This is a genomic window from Pseudomonas sp. SJZ074, assembly GCF_007828215.1.
Classification (GTDB): domain Bacteria; phylum Pseudomonadota; class Gammaproteobacteria; order Pseudomonadales; family Pseudomonadaceae; genus Aquipseudomonas.
Map to the genome: position 1 here is coordinate 270,911 of NZ_VIUE01000002.1, position 19,537 is coordinate 290,447.

At 61.9% G+C, this 19,537-nt stretch carries 14 protein-coding genes and 1 pseudogene; 13 read left to right on the forward strand and 2 right to left on the reverse strand.

The window, feature by feature from the left end; genetic code table 11:
• Positions 1 to 253 precede the first annotated feature (253 nt).
• From FBX99_RS03535 to FBX99_RS03545, 3 genes are all read left to right on the forward strand, one after another.
• Positions 254 to 1,696, forward strand: a complete 1,443-nt coding sequence (locus tag FBX99_RS03535; protein WP_145130633.1) for a coniferyl aldehyde dehydrogenase — start codon at positions 254 to 256, stop codon at positions 1,694 to 1,696.
• Positions 1,697 to 1,715: 19 nt separating this feature from the next.
• Positions 1,716 to 2,651, forward strand: a complete 936-nt coding sequence (locus FBX99_RS03540; protein WP_144922245.1) for an alpha/beta hydrolase — start codon at positions 1,716 to 1,718, stop codon at positions 2,649 to 2,651.
• 83 nt (positions 2,652 to 2,734) lie between these two features.
• Positions 2,735 to 3,409, forward strand: a complete 675-nt coding sequence (locus FBX99_RS03545) for a TetR/AcrR family transcriptional regulator (protein ID WP_144922248.1) — start codon at positions 2,735 to 2,737, stop codon at positions 3,407 to 3,409.
• Between the two features lie 31 nt (positions 3,410 to 3,440).
• On the opposite strand, the gene FBX99_RS03550 is transcribed toward FBX99_RS03545, so the two are convergent.
• Positions 3,441 to 5,264: a sigma-54-dependent Fis family transcriptional regulator gene (locus tag FBX99_RS03550; protein WP_145130635.1), complete on the reverse strand. Its 1,824-nt coding sequence runs from the start codon at positions 5,262 to 5,264 to the stop codon at positions 3,441 to 3,443.
• 274 nt (positions 5,265 to 5,538) lie between these two features.
• Between FBX99_RS03550 and FBX99_RS03555 the strand changes: the two genes are divergently transcribed.
• The 7 genes and pseudogenes from FBX99_RS03555 (at position 5,539) to FBX99_RS29475 (ending at position 15,040) form a co-directional block, all read left to right on the forward strand.
• Positions 5,539 to 6,306 (forward strand): coniferyl-alcohol dehydrogenase, encoded by a 768-nt coding sequence (locus tag FBX99_RS03555; RefSeq protein ID WP_144922255.1) that lies wholly within the window; start codon positions 5,539 to 5,541, stop codon positions 6,304 to 6,306.
• 94 nt (positions 6,307 to 6,400) lie between these two features.
• Positions 6,401 to 8,047: a DUF1302 domain-containing protein gene (locus FBX99_RS03560; RefSeq protein ID WP_144922258.1), complete on the forward strand. Its 1,647-nt coding sequence runs from the start codon at positions 6,401 to 6,403 to the stop codon at positions 8,045 to 8,047.
• A 42-nt stretch (positions 8,048 to 8,089) separates the two neighbouring features.
• Positions 8,090 to 9,427, forward strand: coding sequence for a DUF1329 domain-containing protein (locus FBX99_RS03565; RefSeq protein ID WP_371921387.1), 1,338 nt, complete (start codon positions 8,090 to 8,092; stop codon positions 9,425 to 9,427).
• Between the two features lie 78 nt (positions 9,428 to 9,505).
• Complete coding sequence (locus tag FBX99_RS03570; protein WP_144922264.1) at positions 9,506 to 10,585, forward strand: YCF48-related protein; 1,080 nt, start codon at positions 9,506 to 9,508, stop codon at positions 10,583 to 10,585.
• Positions 10,586 to 10,680: 95 nt separating this feature from the next.
• Positions 10,681 to 13,077, forward strand: a complete 2,397-nt coding sequence (locus FBX99_RS03575; RefSeq protein WP_256662459.1) for an RND family transporter — start codon at positions 10,681 to 10,683, stop codon at positions 13,075 to 13,077.
• A gap of 4 nt (positions 13,078 to 13,081) precedes the next feature.
• A pseudogene (locus tag FBX99_RS29470) lies at positions 13,082 to 14,182 on the forward strand (methyl-accepting chemotaxis protein); the annotation flags it as partial.
• Entirely contained in the window at positions 14,177 to 15,040 is an 864-nt protein-coding gene (locus FBX99_RS29475; protein ID WP_371921388.1) for a methyl-accepting chemotaxis protein, read from the forward strand. The pseudogene FBX99_RS29470 and the gene FBX99_RS29475, both read left to right, overlap by 6 nt.
• Before the next feature lie 11 nt (positions 15,041 to 15,051).
• Here FBX99_RS29475 and FBX99_RS03585 read toward each other — a convergent pair whose 3' ends face one another.
• The gene (locus FBX99_RS03585) at positions 15,052 to 15,948 is read right to left on the reverse strand and encodes a LysR family transcriptional regulator (RefSeq protein WP_178111853.1); all 897 of its coding nucleotides are present in this window, start codon (positions 15,946 to 15,948) and stop codon (positions 15,052 to 15,054) included.
• A 131-nt stretch (positions 15,949 to 16,079) separates the two neighbouring features.
• On the opposite strand from FBX99_RS03585, the gene FBX99_RS03590 reads away from it, so the two are divergent.
• Genes FBX99_RS03590 through FBX99_RS03600 form a run of 3 tightly spaced genes read left to right on the forward strand, consistent with a single transcriptional unit; the run spans position 16,080 to position 19,060 of the window.
• A complete protein-coding gene (locus tag FBX99_RS03590) occupies positions 16,080 to 17,372 on the forward strand; it encodes a CitMHS family transporter (protein ID WP_144922273.1) in 1,293 nt (430 codons plus the stop codon).
• Positions 17,373 to 18,737: an acyclic terpene utilization AtuA family protein gene (locus FBX99_RS03595; RefSeq protein ID WP_144922276.1), complete on the forward strand. Its 1,365-nt coding sequence runs from the start codon at positions 17,373 to 17,375 to the stop codon at positions 18,735 to 18,737.
• Positions 18,734 to 19,060 carry a hypothetical protein gene (locus FBX99_RS03600; RefSeq protein ID WP_144922279.1) on the forward strand — a complete coding sequence of 109 codons (327 nt, stop codon included), beginning with the start codon at positions 18,734 to 18,736 and terminating at the stop codon, positions 19,058 to 19,060. The genes FBX99_RS03595 and FBX99_RS03600 overlap by 4 nt, the downstream gene beginning before the upstream one ends.
• The last annotated feature ends 477 nt before the right edge of the window (positions 19,061 to 19,537 follow it).

Here is a 19,537-nt window from a genome sequence, read left to right on the forward strand (position 1 = left end):
CAACCGAGGCCCCAGGTTTTCAGATGACGACACGGTCCGGTTGTTCACTTGCGCGACACAATCCGTCCTTGGATGTTGTGATCCAGTATTTGCTGGCTTAAGTGGTCATTCATCCGCCTGCGAAAAATAAGGAAACCTACGGGTTTCCTTTGTTTCGTTTTTTGTCATACTCCACCCTGCGAGTCGGCAGAGGTGCCTGCTTGCCCGGTATTAGTACTGGCTAATAACAATTCCACCAGCAGGTACCCACGCCATGAGTATTCTCGCTCACCACGCTACAGCGGCCCCCGCCGAACAACTCGCTACCACGCTCGCACGTATGAAGCAGGCGCACCTGGACGAAGGGCCCGCAAGCCTGGAGTTGCGCCGTGACCGTCTGGATCGGGCGATTGCCCTGTTGCTAGACAACCGTGAAGCCATCGTCGCGGCGGTGTCTGCGGACTTCGGCAACCGCAGCCGCGAACAGACCCTGCTGTCGGATATCGCCGGTTCGGTGGCGAGCCTCAAGCATTGTCGCGAACACCTGGCCGAGTGGATGCGGTCAGAGACGCATCCGGCTCCATTCCCCGGTTGCGAAGCGCGGGTCGACTATCAGCCGTTGGGTGTCGTGGGGGTGATCAGCCCGTGGAATTTTCCCATCGTGCTGGCCTTCGGGCCGCTGGCGAGCATTCTCGCTGCGGGCAACCGGGCCATACTCAAGCCTTCGGAACTGACCCCGCGGACTTCGGCGCTGCTGGATGAGCTGATTGCCCGCTATTTCGACGAGCGCGAACTCTGTACGGTATTGGGCGATGCCGAAGTCGGGGCGTTGTTCAGTGCGCAACCCTTCGACCACTTGATCTTTACCGGTGGCACGTCGGTGGCCCGGCACATCATGCGTGCTGCCTCGGACAACCTGGTGCCAGTGACGTTGGAGCTAGGAGGCAAGTCTCCAGTGCTGGTTTCCCGTAGCGCCGACCTGGCTACCGTGGTGCAGCGGGTCCTGACGGTGAAGACCTTCAACGCCGGGCAGATCTGCCTGGCCCCGGACTATGTATTGCTGCCGGAAGAGTTGCTGGAAGACTTTGTCGACGAGGCCATTCGTTTCGTCAGCGCCATATATCCGACCCTGCGCAGCAACGCTGACTACACGTCGATCATCAACCCGCGCAACTTCGATCGTCTGCGGGGTTACCTCGTCGATGCCGAGGCCAAGGGCGCGCGACTGGTGGAAATCAACCCCGCACAAGAGGACCTGAGCGACCGCGAGATCCGCAAAATTGCTCCGACCCTGGTGCTCGATGCCGCTGAGCAGATGCAGGTACTGCGCGAGGAAATCTTCGGTCCGTTGCTACCGATCAAGACCTATCGCGACTTCGCCACGGCCATCGACTACGTCAACGGGCAGCCCCGGCCGTTGGCGGCCTATTATTTCGGCGAGGATGCGCATGAGCGCGAACAGGTGCTGGAGCGCACGACGTCAGGCGGCGTGGTGATCAACGACGTAATGAGCCATGTGCTGTTCGAGGCACTGCCCTTTGGCGGGGTCGGTCACTCCGGCATGGGTGCCTATCATGGTGTCTATGGTTTCCGTACCTTCAGTCACGCCAAGGCGGTGGTGGTGCAGAGCGCTATCGGTGAGTCCAACCTGGCGATGCGCGCGCCTTACGGCCCGATGATCCATGGTCTGCTCGACCACTTGCTGACGGCCAACTGAGCCATCTGGGAGCCTTATCATGAACCTGTTGCAAACGCTCAAGGCCAAGCTGCTGCGTGCCCTTGCCAAGCGCATGAAAGCCAAGTTTATCTACGACGCCGCACGTTATCCGTTGCGCTCGGTGAACGAACAGTACATCCCGACGACCTGGGGGGCGGCGCGGGCGTTGTTCTACTGGCCCGATGTGGCATCCGGCGAACCACTGCCGGTGTATCTGAACCTGCATGGCGGAGGATTCGTCGCCGGGGTGCCGGAACACGACGACAGCTATTGCCGACGCCTGGCCCATAACCTGGGTTGCCTGGTGGTCAACCTGGATTATGTCCTGGCGCCCGAGCATCCCTTTCCGGCGGGTTTGCGCCAGAGTTTCGAGGTGCTGGAGTGGCTGGCCGGGCAGGGCGCGGCGCTGGGTATCGATCCGCAGCGCATCGCTGTCGGCGGGCATAGCGCCGGCGGCAATCTGGCCGCGGGGTTGGCTAGTCTGGCGCGAGGACATAAGCGGTTAAGGGTGGTGCATCAAGTGATCGACTATGCGGCGTTGGACCTGTCCCAGGCTCCTGAGCTGAAGCTTTCGAGCCTCGACAAACCGTTACTTCGTCCCGGCCTGATGCATTTCTTCAACAGCTGTTACCTGAGCGATCCGGCCCAGGCCCGCGACCCTCTGGTTTCGCCATTGCTGGCGCCGGTCGAGGCACTGCGGGGCCTGCCTGCCGCCACGTTGATCACTGCCGAGTACGATATCCTGCGCGCCGAAGGCCAGGCCTATGGAGAAAAACTCCGTCAGGCCGGCGTTGCGGTGAACGAGAGAGTCTTCCCAGGCTGCGATCATATGTTCACTCACCTGGGACCGGATGCGTCCGCGGATGAGGCGTGGCAGTTCATCGAGGATGCGTTGCGCAGGGCTTTTGAGGGGGTGGTGGAAGAGGTCGATGGTGCAATGGTTAGGAGTCGCTAACACTCTTGTGGCGAGGGGATAAATCCCCTCGCCACAGGTTACTATGTTGCTTGTTTGATTAACGCTAGCCAGGATCTTGCATCATGTCCGTCATGCCTGAAACCACCCCACAGGCCGTCAGGCGCGGTCGTCCGCCGCTGCGCAGTCGCGAGGAGCAGATGAGTCTGTTGCTCGACGCGGCGGCGCAGATACTCGGCAGCGGCAACTTCGCCAACGTCACCATGGACACCATCGCCCGCGCCGCCGGCATCTCGAAGAAAACCTTGTATCAACTGGTGACGAGCAAGGAAGCGCTGCTGTCGCAATTGGTGGCCCGGGACCTGTCGACCCTTGAGTTGTTGTTGGAAAGCGGTATCGACTGCGCCGAGAATCTGCTCAGCGAACTACGCATGTACCTGACCCTTTGGGCGCGCCTGACCTTGTCGCCGTTGGCGCTGGGGCTCTACTTGATGGCCGTGCAAGGACGTGAGACCGCACCCGACATCGCCAGGATCTGGTACCAGGAAGGCGCCGAGCGATGCCTGGGCCTGTTGCGCAGTTGGTTGGACAAGGCAGCGGGCAAGGGGCTTCTGGTTCAGGAGGATGTCGAGCCGGCGGTCGAACTGATCGATGCGTTGCTGATCTCGCAACCGCTCAAGTTGTTCACCCTTGGCGTGCAGCAGAGCTGGTCCGACGAACAGATCGGCCAACGGGTCGACGTGGCCCTCGGCATGTTTGGGCGTTGTTTCATCCAGCGTGGCCAGTCCAATAATCTGTGACGAAGAAACTTGCTGTGGCCTTGAGCTTGCGTTATTTCCCCCCCGACCGCCGCGACAGCCGATACGACAATTGAGCACGGGTCAGCCCAAGACGCCGCGCCGCCTCGGAAACATTGCCTTTCACCTCGGCCAGGCAATGGTCGATCATCGTTTCCTCGATCTCCTGCAGCGACAACCGGCTCAGGTCCTTGCCACCGAACAGGGCCTGGATCGCGTCATTACTGGCATGGGCCGGCGCGACAGGCGCAGAGGTGGCGGGGTCATTCGGGGCGGCCGCCAGTTGACCGCGGGTGCCAATGGAAAACATCGGTTGGGCCAGGCGTTCGCCGCTGGTGAACAGATGGGCCAGGTCGATGGCCCCGCCATCCGGCGCGCTGATCACGCCGCGCTCCACCAGGTTCTGCAGCTCGCGGATGTTGCCCGGAAAGTCGTAGGCGAGCAGGGTGTCAGCCGTGCGCGGGGTGAAGCCGCTGATCTGCCGACCGTGATGGCGGGTGAAGCGATGCAGGAAGTGGGTCATCAGTAGCGGGATGTCTTCCTTGCGCTCGCGCAGGGGTGGCAGATGGATCGGGAAAACATTCAGGCGGAAGAACAAGTCTTCGCGGAACTCACCGCGCTGGGCGGCGGCGCGCAGATCGACGTTGGTCGCGGCGACTACCCGCACATCGACCTTCAAGGTACGGCTGCCGCCGACCCGCTCGATCTCACCTTCCTGTAAGGCCCGCAGCAGCTTGCCTTGGGCGACCAGGCTGAGGGTGGCGATTTCGTCGAGGAACAGGGTGCCGCCATCGGCGCGCTCGAAACGCCCGGCGCGGGATTGGGTGGCCCCGGTGAAGGCTCCGCGTTCGACGCCAAACAACTCCGACTCCATCAGGTTTTCCGGAATGGCGGCGCAGTTGATCGCGACAAAAGGCGCATCGTGCCGCGGGCTGATGCGGTGCAGCATACGTGCGAACATTTCCTTGCCGACGCCGGATTCACCGGTGAACAACACCGTTGCCTGGGTCGGAGCGACTCGGCGCAGCATGTGACAGGCAGCGTTGAAGGCCGAGGAGATGCCAACCATGTCGCCGTCCTGGGTCTGTTGCGGATCGGCTAGCGGACCGGGCGGCAATACGCCCTTGCCGCCAGGGCTGGGCGGTACCGTACTACGCCCGCTGCTGCTGACGAAAGGTTCGGCTTTCAGCGCGGCCAGGTCTTCTTCCGCATCATCCCACTCTTCAGCAGGTTTACCGATCAGCCGGCAGATGCTGGAGCCGGTGGAACGGCATTCGACTTCCCGGTAGAGGATCAAGCGACCGACCATCGCCGAGGTGTATCCGGTGGCGTAGCCGGTCTGCATCCAGCACGCCGGTTCGGTGCCGATGCCGAACTGGGCGATGTGCTCGTCATCCTCGCTGGAATGATGCCAGAGGAACTCGCCGTAATAGGTGCCCAGGTTCATATCGAATTCGAAATGCACCGGCTCGACTTTAACCGCGCCTTCGATGGCGTGGATGATCGGGCCGGCGGCGAACAGCGCCAGGAAGTCAGCCTCGGGGAAGCGTTCCTTGATCAGTGCCGCATCCCGCGCACCGCAGTGGTAGCCGGTACGCAGCAGGATGCCTCGGGCGCGGGCCAGCCCCATGCTTTCGATCATCTCTCGACGAAGCGCGCCGACACCGCTGCTGTGCATCAACAACATGCGTGCGCCGTTGAGCCAGATACGCCCGTCGCCCGGGCTGAACATCAGGCATTCGGTCAGATCCTGCAGGGTAGGGGCCATGCCGGGAGGCAGTTGTTCGCTGGCGCCACGCACATGTTTCTTTCGGACTCCGCCGGAGAGTTCGGCCAGGGAGATCAGCTTGTCTGCCATCGGAAATCCTTAATATGAGTAATCATAATCCGCATAGTGCAGCATGAATTTGCTGAAATCATCACTTTTTTTGGTTCTCGTTTTCCCCCGCATCACGCCGTTTTTCATCAAGAACCTCTGTATGCCGCGAGTTTGAGCGGTCGCCTGGTCATTGCCGGGAGATGGCATATCGCTTGCTACAACTAGTTACCGAGCTTAACTAGTTCGGCAATAACAACATGGCTTGGCTGCCGTCCTCGCAGGAGGCAGTACAAGCACGAACCGGGAAATCCGTATGAAGCTGACCAGCAAAAGGATTGTCGTGACCGGGGTCTCCTCGGGCATCGGCGCCGAGACCGCCCGAACCCTGCGTGCCCATGGAGCGATCGTGATCGGCATGGATCGCAACGAGCCCAACCTGAGCCTGGATGAGTTCGTCCAGGCCGATCTCAGTCATCCCGAAGCCATCGATGCGGCCGTGCGCCGCTTGCCGGAACAGATCGACGGCTTGTGCAATATCGCCGGGGTGCCAGGGACTGCCGATCCGCAACTGGTGGCCCAAGTCAATTATCTCGGCCTGCGCCACCTTTGCGCGGCGGCGCTGCCGCGGATCCGCGCCGGGGGCAGCATCGTCAACGTGGCCTCGATCCTCGGCGCGCAATGGCCGCAGCGGTTGGAACTGCACAAGGCCCTGGCCCGTACCGAAAGTTATTTCCAGGGACAAGCCTGGCTGGCCCAGCACCCGGTGCCCCAGGAGAGTTGCTATCAGTATTTCAAAGAAGCCCTGATCGTCTGGAACTACGTGCAGGCCCAGCCCTGGTTCCTGCAGACCTCGGTGCGCATGAACAGCGTGGCGCCGGGCCCGGTGTTCACGCCCATTTTGGGTGATTTCGTCAGCATGCTCGGCCAGGAGCGCGTCGAGGCCGATGCGCACCGCATGAAACGTCCGGCCTATGCCGATGAGGTGGCGGCTGCCATCGCCTTCCTGAGTGCAGACGAGTCCCGGTGGATCAATGGCGTCAACCTGCCTGTCGATGGCGGCCTGGCGTCCACCTACATCTGAACGAGGAACCACCACCTGCGTATTTGCGGGCCACTCATTGCCGGTCGCTTTTCAGACAACACGTTTCCAAACAACAAGAACAATGAGGAACACCATGCACAACACTCGATGCTATCCGGGCTTCAAGCGTTCCACCCTCGCACTCTCGGTGTGCCTCGCCGGGCTGGCCTCCCAGGCCCAGGCCGCACAGATCGATCTGGGCGACAGTGACTGGCGCCTGCGCTGGGACAACACCATCAAATACAGCCAGGCCTGGCGCCTGCAAGGTGCCGATGACCACTTGACCAACGCCTCCACGGCGGGTGGTTTGTACCCTTCGATCCAGGGGCAGGGTGACAGGAATTTCAGTCGCGGCCTGGTCTCCAACCGGCTGGACCTGTTCAGTGAAATGGACCTGAGCAGGGAGAACTACGGGCTGCGGCTCAGCGGGGCAGCCTGGTATGACGATATCTATAACAAGGACACCGACGACAGCGCGAATCCGCACTTCCTCAGCGACACCCGCGAACTGCACGGGCGCGACGCCGAACTGCTGGATGCCTTCGTGTTTCTGCGCGGTGATGTCGGCGACGCAAGCCAGGGCACCCTGCGCCTGGGCCGGCATAGCCTGATCTATGGCGAAAGCCTGTTCTACGGCAGCAACGGCATCGCTGCCGCCCAAGGACCCACCGATGTCGTCAAGCTGCTCAGCGTACCGGGAACCCAGTTCAAGGAAATTCTGCGCCCGGTCAATCAAGTGTCCGGCCAGTTGCAGATCAACCCGCAGCTGTCCGTCGGAGCCTATTACCAGTTCGAGTGGGAGCGTTCCAACGTGCCGGGGGCGGGCAGCTACCTGAGCGACAACGATGGCATCGGCAAAGGGGCAGGGGACTGGACCGAGGTGTTTGGCAACACCACCGTCCATGCTTCCGATATCGAGGCCAAGAACTCGGGGCAGGGCGGCCTGCAACTGCGTTTCAAGCCCGAAGGCACCGAACTGGAGCTGGGCTTCTATGCCGCCCAATACCACGACAAGACCCCGAGTGCGCTGTATGCCTACCTGGACGGTGCGGCGGCGGCCGCTACCGGGCTGCCGATCCTGAGTTCCTATCGCCAGGTCTACGCCGAAGACATCAAGACCGTCGGCGCCAGCTTCTCCACGGCTTATGGCCCGTTCAACTTCGCTGGCGAGACTTCGGTGCGCTGGAATGCGCCCTTGGTGAGCAACCTGCAGGTGGTGACACCGGGGACCGCGGCAGACAACAGCGGCGACGCACTCTACGCCAAGGGCAAGACCGCCCACGTCAACCTGTCGACGATCTACCTGCTGTCGCCCGGCGCGTTGTGGGACGGCGGCTCGGTGCTTGCCGAACTGGCCTGGAACCGCACCCTCAGCGTAACTGACAACCCGGGGGCACTGGACCCCAACACCACCCGCGATGCCACCGCGCTACGGGTATTGGCCGAACCGGCTTACTTCCAGGTGGCCGACGGTCTCGACCTGAGCGTACCGGTCGGTTTCGGCGTGGGTCTGGATGGTCGCTCCTCGGCCGTCAGCAAGGGCGGTTTCGGCAACTCCCACGCCGGTGACTGGAGCGTAGGGCTCAAGGCCACTTACCTGCAGCGCTGGGACTTCGGCATCAACTACGTGAACTTCTTCGGCAAGGCTGCGGCAGGGCTGAACGAGGCGGGAAACTTCAGCTATGCGCAATCGCTGGCCGACCGTGACTTCGTCTCCATGTACGTGAAAACCACATTCTAATAAGAGGTTTCATCCCCTATGCAAAGCCAATTTTCCTTGCGTATGTCGGCCCTGGCCATTGCCTTGCTGAGTGCCGGAATGGTGCAGGCGGCGGTTTCCCCCGATCAGGCCGCACGGCTCAATACCGATCTGACCCCCATGGGCGCCGAACGCGCGGGCAACAAGGACGGCAGCATTCCGGCGTGGACCGGGGGCTATACGACAGCGCCCGCGGGCTACAAGAACGGCGACAAACGCGCCGACCCCTTTGCCGCCGACAAGCCGCTGTACTCGGTCAGCGCGACCAACATGGCGCAGTACGCCGACCAGCTGTCCGATGGCGCCAAAGCCTTGCTGCAGAAGTACCCGGGGTATCGCCTGGACGTCTATCCGACTCACCGCAGTGCTGCCGCGCCGCAATGGGTGTATGACAACACGTTGAAAAACGCGACCCGTGCCACCCTCGAAGTGGACTCGGAAAAGGTCAGCGGTGCCTACGGCGGCATTCCGTTCCCGTTGCCGCAGAACGGAGCCGAGGTGTTGTGGAACTACCGCCTGTCCTGGCAAGGGGCCGACACCTTCTACTCGCCGTTCGACACCTGGCTGATGACCGCCGGCGGCAAGAAGATCCAGGCCACCCGGGCACGCTTTTGGTATCAGAACCCTTACTACTTCAAGGAAGGCAGCCTCGAAACGTTCGGGGGCAAGTTCCTCATCGGCAAGTTGGCCACGGAGCTGCCATCGTCCAAGGCCGGCGAGGGTCTGATGACCCACTGGGACATGGACCCCGGCAAGCGCGCCGCCTGGCAGTACCTGGTCGGCCAGCGCCGGGTGAGGCGTGCGCCGAACATTGCCTACGACACACCGGATTTTGTTACCTCGGGGGTGGGTTTCTTCGATGAGGCCTTCATGGTCTTCGGCCCGACCGACCGTCACGACCTCAAGCTGGTGGGCAAGAAAGAACTGCTGGTGCCTTACAACAACAACCGTGCGGCCGCGGCTAAAAGTGACGACCTGGTCAAGCCGAACTTCCTCAACCCGGATCTGGTGCGTTGGGAGAAACACCGGGTCTGGGTGGTAAACGCCACACTCAAGGAAGGTAAGCGTCACGTAGTGCCAAAACGCACCTATTACGTCGACGAGGACTCCTGGCAAGTGTTGCTGGTGGATGGCTATGACGCCCAGGGCAAACTGGGTCGCACCAACTACTCGCTGACCCTGCTGGCCCCGGAAATGCCGGCGCTCACCGCACAGATGTCGTGGGGCAGCTACAACCTGGAGACCGGCGCCTACTTCCTGAACTCAGCGGCCAACGACCTGGATGTGCAGTACCAGAGCTACCCGCGTCCGCCATCTTCGTTCTTCACGCCTGACGCCATGGCCAACGACAGTTCGCGTTGAGTCGTTGCACAACGCGCCGGGGCCCTGGCATCGGCGCGTTGCGTTTGGATAACTCTTGAGTGGTGGTTGGAGCGGGATATGAACGGTAACTTTTCACTCGGGCGGGCGTTGTCGGTGATCCTGGCGCTGACGGTCTTGCTGATGTCGGGCTGGACAACGGCCAGCCCCCAGATTGTCTTGCTCGATCAGGCGGCATTGCAGAGTGCCAAGGCCATCCACGCCGCGTTGCTGGCGGTGACTCGCGCAGGCGATCGGTTGGTGGCGGTCGGCGAGCGCGGCATCGTCCTGCTTTCCGATGACTCCGGCCAGAGCTGGCGCCAGGCAAGGGTGCCGGTCAGTGTCAGCCTGACGGCGGTGCAGTTCGTCGATGACGAGCAGGGTTGGGCCGTCGGCCACATGGGCGTGGTGCTGCACAGCACTGACGGTGGCGAAACCTGGGTCAAGCAACTCGATGGCGTCGCTGCGGCACAGTTGGCGCTGGTTGCCGCGCAACAGGGCGGCGATGCCAAGCATGTGGAAGACGCCGAGCGTCTGGTCGCGGACGGGCCGGACAAGCCGTTTCTCGATCTGTACTTCAGCGACCGTCGCAACGGCTATGTGATCGGTGCCTATGGCCTGATCCTGCATACCGTGGACGGTGGTGGGACCTGGAAACCCTGGATGCAGCAGGTGGACAACCCCGAGGGCCTCAACCTGTACGGCATTCGTGCAATGGGGGGCGAACTGTTCATCGTCGGCGAGCGGGGCCTGTTATTGCGCTCCAAAGACAACGGCAGCAGCTTCCAGGCACTCGAATCGCCCTATGACGGCAGTTTCTTCGGTCTGCAAGGCAGTGCCAGCGGCGAACTCATTGCCTTCGGCCTGCGCGGCAATGCCTTCTGGTCGGGTGACCAGGGGACTAGCTGGCGACGCATCGAAACCGGCCTGGAAGTGGCCTTGTCCGCCGGCACTCAACTGAAGGATGGGGCGCTGGTCCTGGCCAGCCAGGCCGGTGACCTGTTGCTCAGTTCCGGTCGAGGAAGCCGCCTGCGGCATCTTTCCGGCCCGGCCGGCACCTCGATCGCAGGTCTGGTGGCCGCCCCGGATGGCAGCGTGATCTGCGTCGGCCTGGGCGGGTTGACCCGCCTCGATCAAGCCCTTGTCTCGGCGCAACGCTGAACCTACTGGCCAGAGCACTATTTGCACAGCCCATGCGGCCGTATTTGGAGTCCGATGTGAACGACCATAATTCCTCCCTCGAACAGCAAGTGGTGATGGCCCGCCTGGAGGATTTCGATCCGCGCTCCGGCAACCTCGGCGAACGGGCGATTTTCAACCATCGGCCCTGGGTCATGGTGCTCTGCCTGCTGGTGACCCTGGTGCTGGGCTACCAGGCCAGCAAGATCGGCCTCAACGCCAGTTTCGAGAAAACCATCCCGACGTCCCATCCCTACGTGGCCAACTTCCTTGAACAGCGCAGCGAACTGAGCGGCCTCGGCAACTCAATCCGCGTCGCCGTTGCGGTCAAGGAGGGCACTATTTTCGACAAGGATTACCTCGATACCCTTGCCAGGCTCAACGACGAGATCTACCTGCTGCCAGGTGTCGACAAACCCTACATGAAGTCCTTGTGGACGCCGACTACGCGCTGGACTGCCGTGACCGAAGACGGCCTGGATGGCGGCACGGTGATTCCGGACAGTTACGACGGCTCGCCGGCCAGCCTGGAGGAGGTGCGGACCAACGTCGCCCGTTCCGGCGAGATCGGCCAATTGGTGGCCGGCAACTTCCAGTCCAGCGTGATCTTCGTGCCGCTGCTGGAAATCAACCCAGCCACCGGCAAGGCGCTGGACGCCGGTGAGTTTTCCCGGCAACTGGAAGCCTTGCGCGACAAATACCAGAACGAGCACATCCAGATTCATATCACCGGCTTCACCAAGATCATCGGTGACCTGATCGCCGGTCTGGGCCAAGTCATGCTGTTCTTCGCCGTCGCCGTGCTGGTGACCGTGGCAGTGCTCTACTGGTACACCCGCTGTGCCCGCAGCACGGCGTTGGTGGTGCTCTGTTCCCTGGTGGCGGTGCTCTGGCAGATCGGCCTGCTCGCCACCCTTGGCTACGACCTGGACCCGTACTCGGCGCTGGTTCCGTTCCTGGTGTTCGCCATCGGCATGAGCCACGGCGCACAGAAAATGAACGGCATCATGCAGGACATCGGCCGTGGTACCCACCGGGTGGTCGCCGCACGCTACACCTTCCGCCGTCTGTTCGCCGCTGGCATGACCGCGCTGCTCTGCGATGCGGTGGGTTTCGCCGTGCTGATCGTAATCAAGATCCAGGTGATCCAGGACCTGGCGATCACCGCGAGTATTGGCGTGGCGGTGCTGATCTTCACCAACCTGATCCTGCTACCGATCCTGCTCAGCTACATCGGCGTTGGTGCCAAGGCCGCTGCCCGCAGCTTGCGCGCGGAAACCGCCGAGTTGAGCGCGAACACCAAGCATCCGTTGTGGAGCTTTCTCGACCTGTTTACCCGGCGCTCCTGGGCCATTGCCGCCTGCCTGTTCGGCCTGGCCCTGGCGGCTGGTGGATTCGCCGTCAGCCTGCACCTGAAGATCGGCGATCTGGATCCCGGCGCCCCGGAGCTGCGTCCAGACTCGCGCTACAACCGTGATGCGGCGTTCATGACGCAAAACTACGCGGCCAGTTCGGACATCTTTGTGGTCATGGTGAAAACCCCGGAGGACCAGTGCACCCGCTATCCGACCCTGGCCGCAGTCGACTCGCTGGCCTGGCAGCTGGAGCAGCTGCCAGGCGTGGAATCCACCAACTCCATGGCCGCCATGAGTAAAGTTGCCGCCGCCGGTTACAACGAGGGTAACTTCAAGTGGTACGAGTTGATCCCCAACGACGGTGCCCTGGGCGCCGTGCAGACTCGGGCACCGCGTGAACTGTTCAACCAGGGTTGTTCGCTGCTTTCGCTCTACGTGTACCTGGCCGACCACAAGGCCGACACGCTGGAACGGGTCGTGCAGACCAGCGAAGCGTTCATCGCCCAACAGAAACTGCCAGAAGTGAAGTTCATGCTGGCTGCCGGCAGCGCCGGGATCGAGGCGGCGACCAACATCGTGGTGAAGAAGGCCATGCACGAGATGCTGTTCTGGGTCTACGGCGCGGTGATCCTGCTGTGCTGGGTGACCTTTCGTTCCTGGCGCGCGGTACTGGCGGCGGTGCTGCCGCTGGTACTCACTTCGATTCTGTGCGAAGCGCTGATGGTCGGCCTCGGCATGGGCGTCAAGGTGGCCACCTTGCCGGTGATCGCCCTCGGTGTGGGCATCGGCGTCGATTACGCGCTCTACGTGTTGAGCATCATCCTGGCGCACATGCGTGCCGGTGCCTCGCTGTCCGAGGCGTATTACCGCGCCTTGCTGTTCACCGGCAAGGTGGTGCTGCTGACCGGCATTACCCTGGCCATCGCCGTAGCGACCTGGGCCTGGTCACCGATCAAGTTCCAGGCCGACATGGGCATCCTGCTGGCGTTCATGTTCCTGGTGAACATGCTCGGCGCCTTGATCCTGTTGCCGGCGCTGGCTTACTTCCTGTTGCCGCAGAGGTTGTTTGCAAAAAAGCCTGAGGCGTGCGGCGTGTTGCAGGCGGTCGAGGAGCGGTAGAAGCATGCTGAAGAAAACGGCCCGGCTGCTCGCCGACTGTTCGGTGGGGCAGAAGCTGCTGCTCGGCTTCGGCCTGGTTTCCTTGCTCGCGGTGGCCGCCATCGCCCAGGGCTTGTATGCCACCGCCAGCCTCCTTGAACACGGCCGGCAGGTCGGTGACATGGTGGAGATCAATCGTCTAACGCTGCAGATGCGCAATGCGGAAAAAGCCTACGCGCTCGATCCCACCCCTTCGGCAATGCGCCAGGTGCGGGAGCTGATCCAGGCGCTGGATGCTCAACTGCAGAAAGTGGAGACGGGCGCATCGAACAAGGATGTGCCGGTACTGACCGCTATGCAGCAATCCGTCGATGGCTATGAAGGCCAATTCGCACACTTCATCGATCATCGGCGCCTGGCGGCGGATGCATTGGGCCATATGCAGGAACAGGCGGAACAGGCCCGCCTGCAGTTCGAGGCTGTCGAACTGGATATGTACGACCAGGTTCGTGGCGTATTGAACAGCGGCCAGGCCCTGGAAGGCGATCCACTGAGCCTCGCGGAACAGGCCTCGGCGTTGCAGCGAAAACTGCTGGTCACCCGCAACCGGGAGTTTCTCTATGTAGAGGAGGGCGCAGCGCAGGCGCTCCAAGGCTGGACCGAGTCAGTGGAGGAAATGAGTGACGCGCTGGAACTGCTTCAAGGCCGGGTGGACGAGAACTCCGAAGAATCCCTGGCAGCGGCTCGGACGGCGCTGGTCGAATATCGCAAGGCATTCCAGCGCTATCGAGACAGTCGAGCGCTGAGCAAGCAGACGGCCACGCAGATGGACGCTCAGGCCCAGGCTGTGCTGACCCAGGTCGAACAAGCCGCCGCCGACCGGCAATTGCAGATGAGCGAGCGGGGCCGTTCGATGATGCGTCTGCAAGCAGTGGGAGCAGTGATTATCGTGGTCCTGGCGTTGTTGGCATCGCTGGTTATCCGCCATCTGATCGTCGCGCCTCTGCGCCAGGCGCTGCAGATTGCGCGGCGCATCGCCCAGGGCGATCTGAGTGAGGCTGCCGAAGGCATGACGATGCGCCGGGACGAGCTGGGTCAGTTGATGGTGGCAGTTGCAGAGATGACGACCAATCTGCGACGACTGGTGGCGCGTATCGGGCTGAGCGTCGAGGGACTGGGGCAAACGACCCGGACCCTGAACACCGCGAGCGCGCAAAGTAGCGGGGCGGCGCAACGCCAAAGGGTCGAGACCGAACACGCGGCCACGGCCATGCAGCAAATGAGCAGCACAGTCGCGCAAGTAGCGCAAAATGCCGAACAGGCCTCCCAGGCCGCCGGCGAGGCCGACCACCAGGCACGCAATGGCGAGCAAGTGGTGCAGATGGCAAGCCAACAGATTCATCGTCTGGCAGCGGAAATGACTCTTTCCGAACAGGCCATCGAGTCCTTGCAGCGGCAGGTCGAAACCATCGGCACGGTGGCCGACGTAATCGCGTCCATTGCCGAGCAAACCAACCTGCTGGCACTCAATGCAGCCATCGAAGCCGCTCGGGCGGGAGAGCAGGGCCGTGGCTTTGCCGTGGTCGCCGATGAGGTGCGGGTATTGGCGCGGCGAACCCAGGCCTCGACCAGCGAGATCGAGACGCTGATCGTCGGACTGCAACGTCTTTCGCAGCAGAGCGTCGGGCAGATCCAGGGTTGTGGCCGCCTGATGATCGACACTGTGTCGCTGGCCGATCAGGTGAGCACAGCCTTGGTTGGCATCACCGGAGCGGTGTCACTGATCGAGCAGATGAACCAGCAGAACGCCGCCAGCGCCGAGCAGCAGAGCATCGTCGCCGAGGAGGTCAGCCGCAACGTCATGCAGGTGCGCAATGAGGCCGAGCATTGTGTCGGGGTGAATCAGCAGGTGGTCCTGGCCTGTGAAGACTTGGCCGGGCTGGAACACGAGCTGCAGGAGGCTGTTGCCCAGTTCCGGACCTGAAGCCATGCCGCTCAGGCTCTTGACATCGCCTCAAAAAAAACTTTGGACATCTTGATGAACTGTTCGGCTGCCGGTGCCATCGTCTGGCCCTGGCGGAAGATCAAGCCGATCTGGCGGGTTACGCCCGGATGATTCACGGGGATTTTGACCAGTCCCTCCCGACCTTCGTCCGCCGACTCCGGCAGCAGACTGACACCAAGGCCCTGGCGTACCAGCGCCAGGACCGTCGACATGTAATTGGCTTCGAGGCCAGGCGACAAGGCAAGGTTGGCGTCGGCGAACAGTTGCTCCACCAGCTCTCGAACGCTGCTGTCGCGCCCAGTGAGAATGATCGGCTGTGTCGTCAGCTCGCTTAGCTTGACCTTGCGTCGACTGGCCAGGCGGTGATCGGCTGGAATGAACAGACATAGCCGATCTTCCAACACCGACTGAAATTCCAACCCATGGCTCGTCCGTGCTCGAACGCCGAGGCCGAAGTCCACCTCGCCGTCGCGCACCAGTGTATCGATTCGACGCGCCACCACGTCCCGCAGGCGCACCTCTATCCCTGGGAACTGCTCACGAAATTGTTTCAACAGCGGCGGTAGCGCACCGGCGCAGAGCGAGGGCAGGGCGGCGATGGTGACGACGCCCCGACGCAACGCCGCCAGGTCCCGGGAGGCGCTGACGATGTTGTCCAGGTCCAGCAACAGCTTTTCCATTGGCAGCAGGTTGTTCTGTCCGGCACTGGTCAGGGTCACGTGACGTGGGCTGCGTTCGAGCAGCGCGACGCCGAGCCAATCTTCCAATTGCTGGATCTGCACGGTCAGGGCCGAAGGCGAGAGGTTCAGCGCCGCAGCGGCCTTGGCAAAGTTGCCGGTGTGCGCCACGGCCAGGAAGGCGCGGATGTGCTGGATCGAGTTCTTCATTTTGTTTTTCCGAACATAGACAGCCGAACATTTCAATTTACAAAGAATACCGGCAATTCCAATACTCGGTGAAAACAACAACAGCGCATTTCATCGCCACCGCGGACAGAAATGCCGAACAGGACCCACCCATGCTCGCCATACTCGGTGTCATTACCATTCTCTGTCTGCTCATCTGCGTGATGAGTAAACGCCTGTCGCCCCTGGTTGCGCTGATCGCGTTACCGATCATCGCTGCACTGATCGGGGGTTTTGGCCTGCAAACCAGCGCGTTCATCATCACCGGCATCAAGAACGTCGCCCCGGTGGTGGGGATGTTTGTGTTCGCGATTCTGTTCTTTGGTGTCATGACCGACGCCGGGATGCTTGACCCGATCATTGACCGTATCTTGAAACGCGTCGGCACCCGCCCGACGCGCATTGTTGTAGGCACCGCGTTGCTGGCACTGCTGGTACACCTGGACGGCTCCGGCGCAGTGACCTTCCTGGTGACCATTCCGGCCATGCTGCCGTTGTATACGCGCCTGGGCATGGATAAACGTATCCTGGCTTGCGTCACGGCGATGGCGGCCGGGGTCAACTTCCTGCCATGGACCGGACCGGTGCTGCGCTCATCAGCGGCCTTGCACGTGCCGGTGGCCGACTTGTTCCAGCCGCTGATTCCGGTGCAGATCGTTGGCCTGACGTTCGTCTTTGCTTGCGCCTGGTTCCTCGGCCGTCGCGAAGAAAAACGCCTGGGGTTAGGCGCCGGGGCAGGGGTTGAGGTGATACCGCAGCGGGTATTGTCCGAGGCCGAAATCGCCTTGCGCAAACCACGGCTGTTCTGGATCAACCTGATACTGACCGTGGTGGTGATGGGCGTGATGATTGCCGGCGTGGTGGATCCGGTGGTGATGTTCATGCTCGGCACGGTGCTGGCGCTGTGCATCAACTATCCCAACGTCGACGCCCAACGGGCACGCATCGACGCCCATGCGAAAACCGCCCTGACGATGGCCAGCATTCTCCTGGCCGCCGGGGTCTTCACCGGCATCATGCAGGGCAGCGGCATGCTCAAGGCCATGGCCGAGGTGGCCGTGGCGCAGATTCCCGCCGGGCACGGCAAGTTGATTCCGATGGTCGTGGGGTTCATCTCCATGCCGCTGAGCCTGCTGTTCGATCCCGACTCCTTCTACTTTGGCGTGATGCCGGTAATAGCCGAAGTCGGCCGTGCCCTGGGTGTCGATCCCCTGCAAGTGGCCCAGGCGTCGCTGCTGGGTGTTCACACCACCGGGTTCCCGGTCAGCCCACTGACCCCGGCGACCTTCTTGTTGGTGGGGCTGTGCAAGATCGAACTGGCCGATCATCAACGTTTCACCATTCCTTTTCTGTTCGCCGCCTCGGTGCTGATGACGGTGACGGCGCAGCTCATTGGAGTCTTTTGAATGAAAACCTTACGCATCGGCTCCGGTGCCGGCTACTCCGGGGATCGCATCGAGCCGGCGATTGAACTGGCCGAGCATGGCGAGCTGGATTATCTGGTGTTCGAATGCCTGGCCGAACGTACCATTGCCCTGGCGCAACAAGCGCGATTGCTCGATCCGCAGGCCGGCTTCGATCCGCTGTTGAGCGAGCGTATGTATCGGGTGCTGCCCTTTGTCGGTCGTGGTGCCGATGGCCGGCGCCGGCGCTTGCGTGTGATCACCAACATGGGCGCGGCCAACCCATTGGGCGCGGCGCGGGAAGTGCGGCGCATTGCCGAACGACTGGGGTTATCCGGGCTTAAAGTCGTTGCGGTCAGCGGCGACGATGTGCTCGCGACCCTACTGGCCGATCCAGCCCGGACGCTGGACAACGGCATGATCCTGGCTTCATTGGGCGATCGCCTGATCTCGGCCAATGCTTACCTGGGCGTGGAAGGCATCATCGCGGCTTTGCAGGCCGATGCCGACGTGGTCATCACCGGTCGAGTGGCAGATCCATCACTGTTCCTCGCGCCGCAGATGTTCGAGTTCGGTTGGGCCGCGGACGACTGGTCACGATTGGGCCGCGGCACCTTGGTCGGGCACTTGCTCGAATGCGCAGGCCAGATCAGCGGTGGCTACTTTGCCGATCCTGGGTTCAAGGATGTGCCGGACCTGGCACGACTGGGATTTCCCTTCGCCGAAGTGGACGCGACAGGCCATGCGGTGATCAGCAAAGTCCCAGGTTCAGGCGGGCGCATCGATACCGCGACCTGCACCGAACAGATGATCTATGAAGTGCACGACCCCGCGGCATACCTCACACCGGACGTCACTGCGGACTTTTCCGAAGTGTCGTTTACCCTCCAAGGACCGGATCGGGTGCAGGTCCAGGGCGCCGATGGCCGGGAGCGACCTTCATCGCTCAAAGTGTCAGCGGGTTATCTCGACGGGTGGATCGGCGAAGGCCAGATGTCCTATGGCGGACCGGGTGCCTTGGCGCGAGGCAGATTGGCGCGGGAAATCGTGCTGGAACGCTTGAAGCTGACGGGCGTGGTCTATGAGGAAATCCGCGCCGAGTTGATCGGCGTCGATGCCTTGCACGGCACTGAGCTGGGTTCCCGACTGGACGGTGAGCCTTGGGAGGTACGCCTGCGGGTCGCGGCCCGTTGTACCGATCGCGCCGAGGCCGTGCGGATCGGCAACGAAGTGGAAACCCTCTACACCAACGGCCCTTACGGCGGTGGCGGAGCGAGCAAATCCGTGCGTGAAGTGGTAGCAGTGGCTTCGCTGTTGCTGCCACGGGACGCCGTCAGCGTACAGATTCATTCGGAGGACGCACAATGAGTCGTCTTAAACTGCGTGACCTGGCCCATTCCCGTACGGGAGATAAGGGCGACACGTCCAATATTTCCGTGATCGCGTTCCACGCCGAAGATTATCCACGCCTGTGCGAATGGCTGACGGCGGAGCGGGTGGCCGAGCATTTCGCAGAACTGCTACCCCCCCATGGACCAGCGATACAGCGCTATGAACTTCATCGGGTGTACGCGCTCAACTTCGTCTTGCCCGGTGTCTTGCGCGGTGGTGTCACCCGTTCGTTGGCACTCGATGCCCATGGGAAGGCGTTGGGGGCGGCGCTGCTCGACTTGGATATGCCGAGCGGTTGAGCCGGTTTTCAAGGTTGTCGCTTGGCGTCTGTCGAGACAACGCTGTCCAAGGTATCCGCACCGGGAACCTTGCTCGGCCCCCACGACCGCTCGCTGCGACATTTGAACTTCACACCCTTACGGGGCGTTATGTCCCTGGCTTTCGCCATACACAACTCTTTAGTGGCATAGGTCGGCTCCGTTTTACGCACGTCCACGCAGCCTTCGTCACCCCTGCAGAGGGTCATAACCATAACGTATACGGTCATCATCCTGATGTTGCTCCCATAGAAGCAATGCAATTGAAGTGTCTTGCAAAAGCCCGGGAAGGCTTAAGCGAGTAGCAGTGACAAGCGGATGATGATCCTTCCTTCGAATCTCCAGCAACGGCGTTTTAATACCTTCCGTCGGGAAAACGTCACTTTTTCGAGCACTGATGATTGTGGACGAAACAGGCGCCATTATGTTGGCGTTTTTCTACAGGCGAGCGGTTAACTG